The sequence below is a fragment of the Microbispora sp. H11081 genome, from assembly GCF_012999535.1.
Lineage (GTDB): Bacteria > Actinomycetota > Actinomycetes > Streptosporangiales > Streptosporangiaceae > Microbispora.
This window is the reverse complement of sequence record NZ_JABBWV010000013.1, coordinates 58,010-73,613: the sequence shown is the minus strand read 5'-3', so window position 1 is coordinate 73,613 and position 15,604 is coordinate 58,010. Positions and strand designations below refer to the sequence as shown.

General features: G+C 70.9%; 15 protein-coding genes. 8 read left to right on the top strand and 7 right to left on the bottom strand.

From position 1 onward, the window contains the following. The first annotated feature begins 49 nt into the window (after nt 1-49). Nucleotides 50-1,222 (top strand): acyltransferase, encoded by a 1,173-nt coding sequence (locus HHX31_RS26425; protein WP_169951238.1) that lies wholly within the window; start codon nt 50-52, stop codon nt 1,220-1,222. A gap of 30 nt (nt 1,223-1,252) precedes the next feature. Here HHX31_RS26425 and HHX31_RS26420 read toward each other — a convergent pair whose 3' ends face one another. From HHX31_RS26420 to HHX31_RS26410, 3 genes are all read right to left on the bottom strand, one after another. Continuing rightward, nucleotides 1,253-1,882 carry a hypothetical protein gene (locus HHX31_RS26420; protein ID WP_311932250.1) on the bottom strand — a complete coding sequence of 210 codons (630 nt, stop codon included), beginning with the start codon at nt 1,880-1,882 and terminating at the stop codon, nt 1,253-1,255. A gap of 150 nt (nt 1,883-2,032) precedes the next feature. Further along, entirely contained in the window at nt 2,033-2,917 is an 885-nt protein-coding gene (locus HHX31_RS26415; RefSeq protein WP_169951237.1) for an oxidoreductase, read from the bottom strand. Between the two features lie 131 nt (nt 2,918-3,048). Beyond that, complete coding sequence (locus HHX31_RS26410; RefSeq protein WP_169951236.1) at nt 3,049-3,672, bottom strand: hypothetical protein; 624 nt, start codon at nt 3,670-3,672, stop codon at nt 3,049-3,051. A 197-nt stretch (nt 3,673-3,869) separates the two neighbouring features. On the opposite strand from HHX31_RS26410, the gene HHX31_RS26405 reads away from it, so the two are divergent. Beyond that, entirely contained in the window at nt 3,870-5,903 is a 2,034-nt protein-coding gene (locus HHX31_RS26405) for a sensor histidine kinase (protein ID WP_169951235.1), read from the top strand. 50 nt (nt 5,904-5,953) lie between these two features. Further along, nucleotides 5,954-6,601: a response regulator transcription factor gene (locus HHX31_RS26400; RefSeq protein WP_211590378.1), complete on the top strand. Its 648-nt coding sequence runs from the start codon at nt 5,954-5,956 to the stop codon at nt 6,599-6,601. A 76-nt stretch (nt 6,602-6,677) separates the two neighbouring features. Here the strand turns inward: HHX31_RS26400 and HHX31_RS26395 are convergent, their stop codons facing one another. Then, nucleotides 6,678-6,857 (bottom strand): hypothetical protein, encoded by a 180-nt coding sequence (locus HHX31_RS26395; protein ID WP_169951233.1) that lies wholly within the window; start codon nt 6,855-6,857, stop codon nt 6,678-6,680. 61 nt (nt 6,858-6,918) lie between these two features. Between HHX31_RS26395 and HHX31_RS26390 the strand changes: the two genes are divergently transcribed. Further along, entirely contained in the window at nt 6,919-7,404 is a 486-nt protein-coding gene (locus HHX31_RS26390) for a MarR family transcriptional regulator (RefSeq protein ID WP_169951232.1), read from the top strand. 74 nt (nt 7,405-7,478) lie between these two features. Here the strand turns inward: HHX31_RS26390 and HHX31_RS26385 are convergent, their stop codons facing one another. From HHX31_RS26385 to HHX31_RS26375, 3 genes are all read right to left on the bottom strand, one after another. After that, the gene (locus HHX31_RS26385; protein WP_211590362.1) at nt 7,479-8,288 is read right to left on the bottom strand and encodes a collagen-like protein; all 810 of its coding nucleotides are present in this window, start codon (nt 8,286-8,288) and stop codon (nt 7,479-7,481) included. A 127-nt stretch (nt 8,289-8,415) separates the two neighbouring features. Continuing rightward, nucleotides 8,416-9,294, bottom strand: a complete 879-nt coding sequence (locus tag HHX31_RS26380) for a polysaccharide deacetylase (RefSeq protein WP_169951230.1) — start codon at nt 9,292-9,294, stop codon at nt 8,416-8,418. A gap of 106 nt (nt 9,295-9,400) precedes the next feature. Continuing rightward, nucleotides 9,401-10,132 carry an SDR family NAD(P)-dependent oxidoreductase gene (locus HHX31_RS26375; RefSeq protein WP_169951228.1) on the bottom strand — a complete coding sequence of 244 codons (732 nt, stop codon included), beginning with the start codon at nt 10,130-10,132 and terminating at the stop codon, nt 9,401-9,403. Between the two features lie 307 nt (nt 10,133-10,439). Between HHX31_RS26375 and HHX31_RS26370 the strand changes: the two genes are divergently transcribed. The 4 genes from HHX31_RS26370 (at nt 10,440) to HHX31_RS26355 (ending at nt 15,576) form a co-directional block, all read left to right on the top strand. Continuing rightward, nucleotides 10,440-12,317, top strand: coding sequence for an ABC transporter ATP-binding protein (locus tag HHX31_RS26370; protein ID WP_311932248.1), 1,878 nt, complete (start codon nt 10,440-10,442; stop codon nt 12,315-12,317). Between the two features lie 112 nt (nt 12,318-12,429). Then, nucleotides 12,430-13,281 (top strand): IclR family transcriptional regulator, encoded by an 852-nt coding sequence (locus HHX31_RS26365; RefSeq protein ID WP_169951225.1) that lies wholly within the window; start codon nt 12,430-12,432, stop codon nt 13,279-13,281. A 442-nt stretch (nt 13,282-13,723) separates the two neighbouring features. Then, the gene (locus tag HHX31_RS26360; protein WP_311932247.1) at nt 13,724-14,506 is read left to right on the top strand and encodes an ABC transporter permease; all 783 of its coding nucleotides are present in this window, start codon (nt 13,724-13,726) and stop codon (nt 14,504-14,506) included. A 17-nt stretch (nt 14,507-14,523) separates the two neighbouring features. Next, on the top strand, nt 14,524-15,576 hold the full coding sequence (locus tag HHX31_RS26355; RefSeq protein ID WP_169951223.1) for an ABC transporter substrate-binding protein: 1,053 nt from the start codon (nt 14,524-14,526) through the stop codon (nt 15,574-15,576). Nucleotides 15,577-15,604: the final 28 nt, after the last annotated feature.

Genomic DNA, 15,604 nt, shown 5'->3' with positions numbered 1-15,604 from the left:
GCCGGTCGATTGGGGATCACGTCCCCATTTGTCGCATAAAGTCGCCTGAATGGCATCGAACCGCTCGCGGCTGGCATGGCTGGACGCCTTACGCGGGGTCGCGGCTCCGGCCGTGGCGCTGCACCACTCGGGCTGGACCTTCGTCCCGGGCGTCTGGGCCGAGATCGACCGCAGGGTAGACGTCGGCACCTGGGGCGTCTTCGTGTTCTTCCTGGTCAGCGGGTACATCATCCCGGCCTCGCTGGAGCGGCGGGGCGACCTGCGGGCCTTCTGGACCGGCCGGGCCTGCCGGCTGCTCCCGCTGCTGCTCGTCGCGCTCGCCCTCGCGCTGCTCCTCGCGTACGCCGGGGTGTTCGAGACGTCCCCCGGCCTCGGCGACCGGCCGCCGCCGCTCGTCGCGCTGGCGAACCTCACGATGCTGCAGGAACTCCTCGGCGTCCCCTCGGTGATCGGCGTGATGTGGACGCTCTCCTACGAGATGGCGTTCTACCTGATGACGGTCGGACTGTTCGCCGTACGGCAGGCGCACAGGCCGGCGCCGATCGCGGCGGCCCTGGCGGTGGCGGCCGTGCCGCTCGGGCTGCTCATGCCGGGCGCGACGATCAACGGAGGCGCGGATCTCGTCGCCGCGGTCCTGGGCGTCGCGGTGGTCGCGGTCGTCGCCGTGACCGTGCTCGCGAACGGGCGCCTCAGGACGGCGGCCGCGGTGACCGGCGGCCTGCTCGGCCTGGCCCTGGTGATCCTCGGCAGCAGGATCGGCGCGGGAGAAGGGCTGGTCATCGCGGCCACGATGTTCGCCGGGACGGCCGTCCACCGCGCGGAGCGGGGCATGCTCAGGTGGAGGTGGGCCGTCGCCGCCCTGTTGACCGTGCTCGCCTGCGGCGTCCTGGTGGCGCCCGATCCCGCCTGGGCCTCGGCACTCGTGCTGGCGGTCGGCTTCTTCACGCTCGTGTTCGCGCTGCGGCGCAGGTCGTTCCCCCGGTGGCTCGCGTACCTCGGGGTGATCAGCTTCTCCCTCTATCTGCTGCACCCGCTCCTGCTGCGGATCGTCCCGAACCTGCCGGTCTTCTTCCTCGTCCTGCTGGTGCTCGGCCACGTGGCGTACCGGCTCGTGGAGGCCCCAGGCCAGCGTCTCGGCCGCCGCCTGAACCAGAGGCGCCGCCCGGCCACCGGGCCCGGCGCCGCGAGAAGCGAGCGCGCACAGCCGCAGGGCGGTCCGTGAGTCGCCCGGGCCCGTGGCCAGAAGAGGTGATCAGAGGAGGACGGCGAGGGTGAGCCAGGTCGCGGCGCCGCCCGCCACGGCTCCCGCGACGGTCTGGGCGGCGGTGTGGTCGCGGATGACCACCCGCGACCAGGCCAGCGCCGCCACCAGCGCGGCGCCTGCCGCGTAGACGGGAACCGGCGGCAGGACCCACGCGAGCATCACTACGCCGCCCGCCGCCACCGCGGTGTGGAAGCTGATCTTCCACCAGAGCGTGACGGGGCCGGTCACGGCCAGTGTGGACAGCATGGCGGCCGCGCCGGCGACCATCAGGCGCGGAGCGCCGAGCATGACCATCACGGCCAGCACGGCGACCACCAGAACGATGATCAGACCGATCAGTTTCGGCCGTTGGGCCCGGTCTCCGACGTGCTTGTCGCCGAACCGGCCCGACCGGACGCCCGCCAGGAGCACCCCGAGGGGAATCCCCCCGCACAGCGCCGAGGTGAGCGCGCCCCAGGCGACGCCCGGCCAGCCGCCGGTGACCGCGCCCATCACCAGCGGCAGCCCGATGACGATGTGCGCGGGCGCGAAGAGCTCGGTCAGGCCCCGGGCGACCCGGTTCTCCACCTTGTCCGCCTCACGACCCGCTCCCATGCCGCCGCGACCCGCCGAAGCCACCCGGTCTCCCTCTCCACGCCACCGGCGAAACCCGGTGTCGGCATGATCTCAGAACGCCCGCGTCAGGCGGCCGACCCACGCCACTCCGGCCGGTCGCCCCGTCGCTCGCCTCGCAGCGCTCACGGGGATCCGGGCGGCGACCGGGGCCGGTCAGCCGGCGTCGGTGACCGCGTCCAGGCGGGCCGTCTCCTCGTCGGTGAGACGCAGCGCGGCGGCGGCCACGTTCTCGGCCAGATGATCGGGGTCGCCGGTGCCGGGGATGGCCAGCACGTGGGGCCCCTGCCGGAGCGTCCAGGCCAGCCGGACCTGGGCGGGGGTCACGCCGTGCGCGCGGGCCACCGCGTGCACCTCCGCCTGGTCCGTGTCGCTAGCCCCCAGCTCGCGGCCCTTCCCGGCGATGGCGAAGAACGGCACGAACGCCACGCCCTGCTCACCACAGGCGCGCAGCAGCTCGCGGCTCCTCGTCGAGCCCACGCCGTACTGGTTCTGCACGCTCACCACCGGCGCGATCGCCTGGGCCTGGCCGAGGTGCTCGGGCCGGACGTTGGAGATCCCGAGGTGCCGGACGAGACCGGCCTCGCGCAGTTCGGCGAGCGCGCCGAAGTGTTCCGCGATCGAGGCGAGCCCCGGCTGGCGCAGGTAGACCAGGTCGAGGTGGTCGCGGCCGAGCTGGCGCAGGTTCTCCTCGACCTGGCCGCGCAGCTGGTCGGGCCGGGCGAACGGCAGCCATTCGCCGGACGGATCCCGCCCGGGGCCCACCTTGGTGGCGATGACCAGGTCGTCCGGGTACGGCGCGAGCGCCCGGCTGATCAGCTCGTTGGCCGAGCGCAGCCGGGAGAAGTAGAACGCGGCCGTGTCGATGTGGTTCACGCCGAGCTCTACGGCGCGTCGCAGCACCGCGATCGACCGCTCGCGGGACCTCGGCGTGCCGAGATCGAAGGCCGCGCTGCCCGTCAGGCGCATGGCGCCGAATCCCATCCGGTTGACCGTGAGGTCGCCGAGCTTCCAGGTCCCCGAGTCTGCTGCACTGATCATCGTTCCAGGATGCCCGTTACAGGCCCATGCCGCCGGCAAAGGCGTCCAAGACAGCGAACAGGACTGAGCGAACCCATGGCGGGGTTCTCCTCCGGTCGCCGTTTTGCCTGCTCACAGGTTACGGCGTCCGGTCAGACGATGGGTCGCAGCGCGAGCCGGACGCCGATGTGGGCGTGGGTGGCCAGCAGCCAGGCCGCGCTCGCCCACACCGAGGCGGAGGACCCGGCGAAGATCTGCGCGACCATCGTGACCGGGAACCACAGCCCGGCGAGCAGCGGCAGCCAGCGCAGGGCGCCGCGGTAGCGGCCGGTGACCGCCACGGCGATGCCGAGGACCAGCATGCCGAGCATGCTGAGCGGCCAGCAGGCATCGAGAATCATCAGCGGCAGCGGGAAGTCGTCGTGGGTGGCGTAGCCGAACGAGAGCGTGTTCAGCAGGAACGCGCCGGGAAGTGACACGAGCAGGCCCGCCGGGATGATCCGGCCCCACCTGGCACCGGTGGCCCGGGTGGCCAGCACGAGCGCGACGAATCCGAACAGCCCGGCGACGAACAGCATCCCGGTCACGGTGTCGAGCGTCTGGATGCCCTTCTGGATTTCGTCGCCGACCACGACCGTGCCGGCCGCCCAGGCCGCCGCTCCGGCGGCAAGCAGCACTCCGGCCATCCGGGTCCAGGGCGGTGCGGCCACGGCCGGAGCCGACGACGCCGTCGGTTCCTGCGGATTGACGTTGCTGGGCGTGATGTGAACGGACATGATCGTCCCCTCCTGGCGGAAGCCTTCGTCGCGCGACCCTCCCGGTCGTGCCGTGACCACGGTCTCCGCGCCGCGTCCCGGGCCGACAGAGAGCGAGGCCACAACCTCGCCCGCACCGGTCCGGGGCACGCGTCCCGGACGAAAACGGGACACCGGTCCCATGCCGGGAAGGGCGGCCCTGTGGCACGCTTGACCGCGTGCTCGGCCCTTCTGACGCCTGCCGCCGTCTCGGGGCTGCCGCGACGGTGCTCGCGGCCCTGTCCGTCGTCGCCGCCGTGTCCGCCACCTGGATCGAGATCGCGACCGGACCGGTGATCCGGCCCGAACCGCTCGACTGGGCCACGTGGTCGTCCACCGTCCCGGGCGTGGCCCTCGCCGTCGCCGGCGGGGTGCTGGCCGCCGGTCTGCCCGCGCACCCGATGACCTGGCTGCTGATCGGCGGCGGCGTGGTGTCCTGCCTCAACGGCCTCGCCGGGGGCTACGCCGTTCTGTCCCTCACCCGGCACGGGGGCACGCTGCCGTTGACCGCCGTCGCCGTGTACGCGGGAGCGAGGCTCGGGCCGCTGCTCAACCTGGTGCCGCTGCTCGTGCTGCTGTTCTTCCCCGACGGCAGGCTGCCGACGCCGCGCTGGCGGTGGGCCGCGTCGCTGTCGCTCGGCGCCACCGGCTTCGCCGTGCTCGTCTTCCTCACCGTTCCGTGGCGGGTGCAGTCGCCGGGGGAGCCGTGGCGAGGCCCCGGGCTCGACCTGCCGATGCCTTCCGTGCCGGACGCCTTCTGGGACGTCGCGATGGCCCTCACCCCGGCGGCGCTCGTGCTGAGCCTTCTGGTGTCCCTCGCGGCCTTCGTGCGGCGCTTCCGGGGGTCGTCCGGCGCGCGCCGCGCGCAGTTGCGCTGGATGCTGCTGGCGGCCCTGCTCAACGGCGTGCTGATCTTCGTGCCCGTCGTGGTCGAGGGGGCGCCGCAGGACCTCACGTTCGTCGTCTCCCTGGTCGCGATCGCCGCCGCCGTCCTGGTGGCCGTCGGCCGATACCGGCTGTACGACATCGACCACGTGCTCAACTGGACCCTCCTCTACGGCGGCCTGGCGGTCGCCGTCGTCGCGATCGACGTCCCCGTCTTCGTGGGCCTGGGCGCGCTCATCGACGAGCCGGTCGCGGCGGTGCTCGCCGCCGCCGCGGTGGCCGTCGTCTACGCGCCGTTGCGCGAACGGGTCCGCCGCTGGGTGGGCCGCGTCCTCGCCGGGCGGGCGGAGCCGTACGACGTCGTCTCGGCCCTGGCCCGGCGGTTGGAGGAGTCGGTGAGCCCGGAGGAACTGCTGCTCACGGTGGCCAGGGCGGTGTCCGCGGCGCTGCGCTCGCCGTACGTGCGGGTGGAACTCGACCGCGCCGACGGCCGCACCCTCGTGGTCGAGCACGGCGCGCGGCGCGACGACGTCCTCGTCCTTCCCTTCGCCTACCGCGCGGCCCCCATCGGCCGCCTGGTCCTCGTTCCGCGCGCGAACGCGCCGCTCGCCGACGCCGACCAGCGACTGCTCGCCGACGTCGTACGGCAGGCCGCGGCGGCCGTGCGGGCCACGGCCCTGGCCGAGGAGCTCCAGCACAGCAGGGAACGCCTGGTGACGGGCGTCGAGGAGGAGCGCCGCAGGCTGCGCAGGGACCTCCACGACGGGCTGGGGCCCACGCTCGCCGCCGCCGCGCTGAAGGTCGAGGCCGCGGGCAATCTGGTGACCCGGGACCTCGGCGCCGCCCGCGAGGCGCTGCACGAGGTGCGGGCGGACCTGTCGTCCGTGCTCGGCGACGTACGCCGGCTCGTCCACAACCTGCGCCCACCGGCCCTGGACCAGTTCGGCCTGGCGGGAGCGCTGCGGCAGGAGGCCACCCGGTTCCGGGAGGGCGGGCTGACCGTACGCGTGGACGCCGCGGGCGACCTGGCCGGGTTGCCGGCCGCGACCGAGGTGGCGGCCTACCGGATCGTCTGCGAGGCTCTGGTCAACGTCGCGCGGCACGCGGACGCCGGCACCTGCGAGGTCCGCCTCACGGCGACCGGAAGCGAACTGGAGGTCGAGGTGCTCGACGACGGCAGAGGGGTGCGGCCGGGAGCCCTGGTCGGTGTGGGCCTGGTCGGCATGCGGGAGCGGGCAGAAGAGCTCGGCGGGAGCTGCTCCGTCACCTCCCGCGACGGTGGCGGGACCCGCGTCCACGCCGTCCTCCCCGCGGAGGCGACGCGATGACCGCCGGTCCGTCCCCCGACCGCGTCGTCCCGTCCTCCCACGGTCCCGGTATGCCCACCGTGCTGCTCGCCGACGACCACCCCGTCTACCGCAACGGCCTGCGGATGATGCTCGCCTCCACGGGTGAGGTCGAGGTGGTCGGCACCGCGGCCGACGGCGAGGAGGCCGTGGCACAGGCGATGACGCTCCGTCCGCGCGTCGTCGTCATGGACCTGCAGATGCCGCGGCTCGACGGCGTGCAGGCCACCCGGCGCATCGTGGAGACCTGCCCGGAGACGCACGTGCTCGTGCTGACCATGCACGAGGACGACGAGAGCGTCTTCGCCGCCATGCTGGCCGGAGCCCGTGGCTACCTGCTCAAGGGCGCCGACCAGACGGAGATCCTGCGCGCCGTCGCGGCCGTCGCCGGCGGCGAGGTGATCTTCGGGCCCGCGCTGGCAGGGCGGGTGACCCGCTACTTCAGCAGGCTCGCCGCCGTCCGGCCGCGGGAGCAGGAGCCGTTCCCGCAGCTCACCGCGCGGGAACGGGAGATCCTCGATCTCATCGCGGCCGGTCTGTCCAACTCCCGCATCGCCGAGCGCCTGTCGCTGTCGCCCAAGACGGTGCGCAACAACGTGTCCAACGTCTTCGCGAAGCTGCAGGTGGCCGACCGGGCACAGGCGATCGTACGAGCCCGCGAGGCCGGTTTCGGCCGCTGAACCGCACGTGATCAACGGGTGATCGGACTCTGATGATCGGGGCCCGCGGCGACCGTGCCGCGGGGCTTGGTCTCCGTCAGTCCCCGAACATCATGACGAGGCCGACGATGAGGAAATGGGCGAGCACCGCGAACACCAGCACGCTGACGAAGATCCACTTGGCGGGACCGTGCTCGAAGTGCTTGCTGTCCTTCATCGGCGGGCGCTTGGCGACGCGGTCGGCGATGCGTTCTTCGAGACTCTTCCTGCGGGCCATGGCACTTCCTGTGTTTCTCGGCGCTTAGTGCACTAATCGTTAGTGTACTAAACTCGGTAGCATGGGAGGTGGCGTAGTGAGTGAGATCGGCGACACCGTCGACCCCCTGGCTCTGGAGAACCAGGTGTGCTTCGCGCTGGCGGTCGCCTCGCGATCGGTCATCGGCCTCTACCGGCCCGTGCTCGAACCGATGGGGCTGACCCACCCGCAATACCTGGTGATGCTGGCCCTGTGGCAGCACGCGCCGCTGTCGGTCAAGGACCTCAGCCGGCTGCTGCAGTTGGAGCCGGCGACGCTGTCGCCGTTGCTCAAGCGCCTGGAGTCCGCCGGTCTCGTCGAGCGCCGCCGCGCCAGCGACGACGAGCGTTCGCTCGCGGTGGTGCTGACCGACGAGGGCCGCGCGCTGCGCGGGCAGGCCGAGAAGGTCCCCGCGACGATCGTCGAGCGACTGGGCATGGAGCTGACGGAGCTGCAGCAGCTGCACCAGGCGCTCACGCGGGTCATCGCCGCGGCCACCGGCGCACACCTCGCAGAACAACAGCACTGAAGGCGGCGCGGGTCCGGCCGGTCGCCCTACGGCTCGGCCGCCGGTTCCCCGTACGCCGCCTGTCGGCGCGCCCGTCAGCCTCCGATGCAGAGCACGTAGATCGTGCCGCTCACGTTCTTGCCGTAGAGCCTCCAGCCGATCGACGTGCCGTCTTCGACGTACGGCGCGTTCGTGGTGATGTGGGGCGCGTTCGAGCCGCCGCCCGCGATGAAGCCGCCGCCGGTGGCGACCATGCCGTCCGGGCACATGATGTCGTCGCCGCCACCGTTGGGCGGCAGATAGAGGGCTTCCGCCTTGGTGACGACGCCGGCGGCTCCCCCCGCCGGTCCCGCCGGTCCGGCTGGGCCTGCCGGACCCGCCGGGCCACGCGCCCCCGTGTCGCCTTTCTCGCCCTTGGCGCCCTGAGGGCCGGCCGGGCCACGCTCGCCCCTGTCGCCTCTGACGCCCCGGGGGCCCGTGGGACCGCTCGCGCCGTCCTTGCCGTCCTTACCATCCTTGCCGTCGGCGCCCTTCGCGCCCGGCGCACCGGGTTCGCCCTTCTGCCCCTGCGGGCCGATGTCGCCCTTGGGGCCCTGCGGGCCGCGCATCCCCTGCGGGCCGCGCACCCCCTGCGGACCCTGCGGGCCCTGGGGTCCTGTGCCGCCGATGCCCACGGGACCCTGCGGGCCCGTCCTGTTCCACGAGACCTTCGTCTCGGTCGTCTTGCACTTGGTGGTCGCGTTCACCAGGCGCATGTATCGCGTGCTCTTGTTCACGCACGCGTAGTACACGGCATCGCTCGCCGACGAGGCGGTGGCCGCGCCGCCCAGAACCAGAACCGACCCGGCCAGGGCACCGGCCGTCATCAGGCCGATGGTGCGTCCGCCCGGCAATGTGATGGGCACGGGGCTTCCCTCCAGAGGCGTACGAGGAGACTGAAACGCGAGATGCGAGTGATACACGCCCGGGGAGCGGGCGTGGTTGTCTCCCCGACGATCACGTATGTGTATCGGTGCCACTCGGGGCGGAGGATCACGTGCGCGGGCGGCGGGCCCTGAAGTCGTCCGCGATGGCGTCGAACGTCGACCACCGGACGCCCTCGTGCTCGTTGATGTGCTCGATGAGACGCTCCAGCATGAGCAGGACCTGCGGACGGCCCGAGACGTCCGGGTGGATCGTCATGGTGAAGACGGCGTACTCCGACTCCCGGTGGACCCAGTCGAACTGGTCGCGCCACATCTCCTCGATGTCGCGGGGGTTGACGAAGCCGTGGCTGTTCGGGCTGGTCTTGACGAACATCATGGGAGGCAGGTCGTCGAGATACCAGCTCGCCGGGATCTCGACGAGGCCGGTCTCCCGCCCGCGCACGAGCGGCTTCATCCACTCGCCGGCGTCCTTGGCGTAGTCGATCGCCGACCAGGTGTCGCCGACGCGCACGTAGTACGGCTCGAAGTCGCGGTGCATGAGCGAGTGGTCATACTTGATGCCGCGTTCGAGCAGCAGTTCGGCGGTGCTCGGCGAGAACTCCCACCACGGCGCGACGTAGCCCGTGGGACGCCGTCCGGCGCGCGTCTCGATGAGGTCCACGCAGTGGCCGAGGACCGCCGACTCCTGCTCCCGGCTCATCGCGATCGGGTTCTCGTGGCTGTATCCGTGCAGGCCGATCTCGTGCCCGGCGGCCACGACCTGGTCGAACTGCTCGGGAAAGGTCTCGATGGAGTGTCCGGGCCAGAACCAGGTCGCCGGCAGGCCGTACCTCTCCAGCAGGGCGTTGAGCCGCGGCACGCCCACCTCGCCGGCGAACAGGCCGCGTGAGATGTCGTCGGGCGAGTGCTCACCGCCGTAGGAGCCGAGCCAGCCGCCGACCGCGTCGACGTCGATTCCGAACGCCACGAAGATTTCCTTGGCCACAGCGCGTCCTCTTCTCAGTTCGGTACGGACGATCAGAGGTGGGGGGCCGGGAACCGCCGGGTGTCCCTCATTCCCGCGGCCGGTCACGCCGGTCGCGGGACGTCGTTCACGGCATCACGTCGCCGGAGTTGGGGCCGAGCGTCTGACCCACGTAGATGTCCCCGCCGGGCGAACTCGCGAGCAGCAGCGCGGTCGGCGCGACCTCCTCCGGCCGGCCGAACCTGCCGAGCGGCAGTTCCGCGGCCTTTTCCCGCTTCCACTCCTCCGGCCGCCCGCCGATGAGCGGCGTCTCGATCGGGCCGGGGGCGATCGCGTTGACGAGCACGCCCATCGGCGCGAGTTCGAGTGCGAGGGCCTTCGTCAGGCCGATCACGCCCGCCTTGGCGGCGACGTAGTGGGCGAGGCCCGCGCCGCCCTTGATCCCGAGCTGGGAGGCGATGTTGATGATGCGGCCACGGCCCGCCTCCACCATGTACGGCGCGGCGTAGCGGGCGGCGAGGAAGACCCCGCGCAGGTCGACCGCGATGATGTGGTCGAAGCGCTCGGGGCTCATCTCCAGGAAGGGAACCCTGTCGAGGATGCCGGCCGAGCTGACCAGCACGTCGATGCGGCCGTGCCGTTCGGCCACCTCGGCCATCGCGCGTTCGACGGCGGCGGCGTCGGTGACATCGGTGACGTGGGTCGTGACCTCGCCGAGGCCGAGCAGGTCGCCTGGGACGGGATTGACGTCGAGCAGGGCGAGACGGGCGCCCTCCGCGGCGAACAGCCGGGCCGTCGCGGCCCCGATCCCGCTCGACGCCCCGGTGATGACGGCGACCTGTCCGTCGAGAGCTCCCATGGTCCGCGTCCTCCTCGGCTCGTCCGGCGGAGGGTGGGCCCGCCGTCCACGATCACGCTCTGCCCGCTCACGCCGCCCGCAGCAGGCTGAATGCGACATTCAGTCACGTCAATGGTCATACCACCAAGCCCGTGCGGGCCGGTGGGGCGGGGGAGGCGTCGGGGCGGCAGAGGGCGATCTCCGGACCGGCCGCAGACCATCGCCGGATGGTCACGCTCCGTAATCGAGTGGTCGGAAAATCGGTGGCTCGCCCACCACGCACTGCGGGAGCATGGCCACGGCGGCGCCGGCGTTCGGGAGGATGGCTGTGCTCGGATCTGCGCTCGGGTCGAGCGATGACGGAGAAAAAGGCACATCCGCCCGCAAATCGGCGGTTCTGCTGGCCCTGCGCTACTACTGCGGCGAGCTGAGGCGTCAGTGGCGGGTCGCCGTGCCCGCGCTGACGTTGCCCGCGCTGGGGAACATCTGCCTGTTCTACCTCGCGCCGCTGACGGTGGCCGGGCTCGTCGGGCGCCTGGCCGGAGGCGGGGACGGCTCCGCCGGCGCGCTCCTGCCCTACGTGCTCGGCTTCGGCGCGTTGCTGCTGACGGGCGAGGCGCTGTGGCGGGTGGGGCTGCACTTCGTGAACCGCGCCGACGCCCGGGGCATCGAGCGGCTCGGCGTGGTGGGCATGGACGCGCTGCTGGCCAAGGACGCCGCGTTCTTCCACGACAACTTCGCCGGTTCGCTGACCAAGCGGATCCTCGGGTTCTCCTCCAGGTTCGAGGACTTCGTCGACACGCTCACGTTCTCGATCATGGCCAAGGTGGTGCCGCTGGTCTTCGCGTCGGTGGTGCTGTGGCGGTATCACCCGCTGCTGGTCCTCGTGCTCGTCGGTCTCATCGTCGTCACCGGACTCCTCGTCACCCCGCTCATCCGCCGCCGCCAGGCTCTGGTGGACAAACGCGAGGCCGCCAGGGTGCTTGTGTCCGGCCACGTCGCCGACGTGCTGTCCAACATGGAGACGGTCCGCTCGTTCGCCGCCGAGGAGCGTGAGGCCGCGGAATACCGGGCCAGGCTGGCCGAGCAGCGCAGGCTGACACTCCGTTCGTGGGACTACGGCAACCTGCGGGTGGACACCGTCGTCGCCCCGCTGTCGGTGCTCACCAGTTCCGTCGGCCTGCTCCTCGCCGTGGCGCTGCGCGGAGGGCTCGGCGTGGAGGCCATCGTGGTGACCTTCACCTACTACTCGAACGCGATCGGCATCATGTTCGAGTTCAACCAGACGTACCGGCGCGTCGAGAGCGTCCTCACGGAAGCGGCCCAGTTCACCGAGTTGCTCCTGGAACCACCGGCCGTCGTGGATCCCGACGATCCGCAACCACTGCGCCCCGCCGACGCGAGCATCCGCTTCGAGGGGGTGACGTTCGGGCACGGCGGTGGTCCGCCCCTGTTCCAGAACCTCGACCTGGACATTCCCAGCGGGGCCAGGATCGGGCTGGTCGGCCAGTCCGGCGGCGGCAAGACCACGCTCACCCGGTTGCTGCTGCGTCTCATGGACATCGACGGAGGCAGGATCCTGATCGGCGGCCAGGACATCGCCCGGCTGCGTCAGGCCGACCTGCGCGGCCTCATCGCCTACGTCCCCCAGGAACCCGCGATGTTCCACCGGTCCGTACGCGACAACATCGCGTTCGCCCGGCCGGGCGCCACCGATGCCGAGATCCTCCGGGCCGCGCGGGCGGCGCACGTCACGGAGTTCGCCGAGTCGCTGCCGGACGGATTCGACACCCTGGTCGGCGAGCGCGGCGTCAAGCTCTCCGGTGGCCAGCGGCAACGCATCGCGCTCGCGCGCGCCATCCTGCGGGACGCCCCCATCCTCCTGCTCGACGAGGCCACCAGCGCCCTCGACTCCGAGAGCGAGATCCTCGTGCAGGAAGCCCTGTGGGAGTTGATGCAGGGCAGGACCGCACTCGTGGTGGCGCACCGCCTGAGCACGGTGGTCCGCATGGACCGGCTTGTCGTGCTCAACCGGGGGCGGGTCGTGGAGCAGGGCACGCACAACGAGTTGCGCCAGGCGGAGGGTTCGTACGCCCGGCTCTGGCGCCACCAGTCCGGCGGCTTCCTCGTCGACGACGCCCCGGACGATGCCTCGGACGACGCCTCGGACGACACCCCGGACGCCGTCCCTGCGCCGTACGCGTGACTCCGCCGTGGTGTCCCCGGCCCGCACAGCGCCGGGGCGGTTCGCACTTCAGGCAGGTCGGCGGCCATCACCACCTGCCCGATGGCGCGGATCACAGCTATGCTCAAATCCTGTGCGGGCGGACGAGAACGTAAGTAACGGCGATACCGGGCGCTTGTCTTCGGCGGCCAGGACCGCGCCGACAGCGGACGAGGGGCAGACGAGCAGCGGCATCGAGCGAGCCCTTCAGGTGATCTTCGCTGTCGCGGCGGCCAAGGAGCCGGACATCGGCGTCTCGGAGCTGGCGCGGACCCTCGGGCTGAGCAAGGCCGTCGTGCACCGGGTGGTGCGCACGCTGGTCGCCGCCGACTTCTTCTCCTTCGACGAGCGCACCCGCAGGTACCGCCTCGGCCCAGGAGCGGTGGGCGTGGGCCTCGCGGCGATGGCGCAGATGGAGGTGCCGAGGATCGCCCAGCCCTACCTGGAGAACCTGGTGGCCCGCACCAAGGAGACCGCCACGCTCTCCGTCCGCTACGGCACCCAGCGGATGTACCTGACGCAGGTGCTGTCGCCCCAGGAGATCCACATGTCGGTGCAGCTGGGGAGACTTTACCCTCTGCACGCGGGTGGGTCCTCCAAGGCGATTCTCGCCATGATGGGGCCCGACGAGATCAGTGAGTATCTCGACTCCCAGGAACTGGTCGCGCTGACTCCGATCACGATCCAGGATCGCGACCGGCTGGCCGAGGAGCTGGAGCTCATCCGGCAGCGCGGTTACGCGCTGAGCCTGGGCGAGCGGCAGCAGGGGGCCGCGTCGGTGGCCGCCGCCGTCTTCCAGGCGAACGGCCGCGTCTACGGTTCCATCTCCGTGTGCGGCCCTGTCAGCCGGCTCAGCGCCGGCAAGGCGGAGGAGTACGGCCGGCTCGTCAAGGAGGCCGCGGCGGAGGTGTCGCGCCAGCTCGGTTTCCGAGCCGTCGGATCTTAGTCCCCTGATCGCACCCCGGCCGCTGTCGCGCTGAGCGCGGCGGCGGCCGTTCCACGCCGCGAAGTCCTCCGCGCGCCGCCTTCCCGCGCGCCCTCATCCACGCGGTCTGCCCCGCCGCCACCGCACCGTACTACGCCGGTGAAGTGGCCCCTGTCCTGGGGTGACTACGTAAAGTGCGGTAAATCTCACGCTCGGCGCTCCGGGTGTGTCATCCTATGAATCTTCCTATACGGTACAAACCGTCACAAAACGCCCACTTTGGGATAGGTACGAAGATTCGGGAGGTCAATCCCTTGACCTCACTTTGATGACGCCTCTAGCATCCTCCTATCCGGTACGGCGTTCCGCCTAGCGATACAACCAGAAAGGCTGGAGGCAGCGTATGTCGTCGAGCTCCGAGCATGCGGCCAAGTCGGCGCAACGCCGAAGGTCTCTTCGTAAGGTGGCGTCGTCTTCGGCGATCCTCTGGATAACCACCCCGCTGCTGCTCGCGGCGTTCCTCGGTGCCTGGAAGGCCTACACGGTGCTGTTCGACGTGGGGCCGCTCCTGCTGCCCCCGCCGGAGACGGTCGCCGAGGCGATGGTCGAACTGCTCAAGGGCAAGACCATCTACCAGGCGATCCAGGTCACCCTGTACGAGACGCTGGTCGGCTTCGCGCTCGCGGCGATCGTCGGAGTGGTCCTGGGGATCATCCTCGGCAGGGCCCGCAACCTGGAACGAGTGCTTTCGCCGTTCCTCGTCGCCACCCAGGTGGTGCCCAAGGTGGCGATCGTGCCCCTGATCCTCCTGTGGTTCGGCTTCGGAACCACGTCCAAGATTTTCATGGCGGCGATCATCGCGTTCTTCGTCATGATGCAGAACACGATTCTGGGAATCCGCTCGGTCGACCCCGGCCACCGCGATCTCATGCGCGTCATCCAGGCACCCTGGTGGAAGCGCGTGATCTCGCTGGACATTCCTTCCTCACTGCCCTACGTGCTCACCGGAGTGGAGCTGGGGATCGTCTTCGCGATCACCGGCGCCGTCGTCGGTGAATACCTCGGCGGCGACGAGGGTCTCGGCGCACTCGCCGTGACCATGCTCGCCAGCCTCCGCACGGACATGCTCTTCGCGGCCGTGATCGTGATGACGGTGCTCGGTTTCCTCCTCTACACCGTCACCGCGGCGATTCGCCGATTCGCGATCCCGTGGCATGAGTCGTCCGGTCGCCCCACCTCCCTCTGAGAAAACAGGAAAGCCCCATGGATCGCCGTAAGTTCCTCACCAACGCCGGCCTGCTCATCACCACGGTGGCCGGCACCCAGTTCCTGGTCGGCTGCGGGTCCGACGACGCCAGCACCGGGGCGTCGAGCTCCGCCGCCCCCTCCGGCAAGAACCTGCGCAACCTCGTCTACATGACCCCGTTCGGGCACATCATCTCCCACGCCGACGTGTACGTGGCGGACGCCCAGGGCTACTTCGCGGAGGAGGGCCTGCTGGTCACGTCGATCGGCGGCACCGGCACCGCGACCTCGATCTCCCAGGTCGCCGCCAAGCAGGCCATGTTCGGCAAGGCGGCCGCCGTCCTCACCTGTCCCCTGATCGCGGACCAGAACACCCCGATCGTGACGATCGGCCAGAAGGACCAGGTCAGCCAGTACAGCGTGGCCTCCCTGCCGGACAAGCCGCTCACCCACCCCGAGCAGTGGCAGGGCAAGACGATCGGTGTCATCTCCAAGGGCGGCACCACCGAGCTGCAGCTGGACGCGATGTCCGTGGCCGCCGGGCTCGACCCCACCAAGGTGAAGAAGGTCGTGACGGGCGCCGACGTCGGCTCCCTGGAGTTCCTGAAGCGCGGCGAGGTCGACGGCTTCATCACCTTCATCGGCACGGAGACCGCGTTCCGTCAGATGAAGATCGACCTGCACTACCTCAACACCGACCAGTTCGCGCCGCTGCCGGGTGACTCCTACTTCGTCACCACGGAGACCGCGGAGAAGGAGGCCGCCGCGGTCACCAGCTTCCTGCGCGCCTGCAACAAGGCCTGGCAGTTCATGGCCGACCCCGCCAACGCCGACAAGGTGCTGGAGGCGGTGGCCAAGCTCAACGAGATCGAGGTCTCCGACCGCGAGGTCGCCAAGGCCAAGATCCTGGGCGAGGTCAAGGTCAGCACGCCCAAGAACGGCAAGTTCCTGTCGATCGACGTCGCCGCCTGGGAGAGCGCCCTCGAGCTGATGCGCAAGTCGGGGATCATGAAGGACAAGTCCCGGCCGGTCACCGACTTCGTCAACACCTCGTTCATCGACTCGATCTGAGAGGTGTGACCCACATGCTTCACGTCAC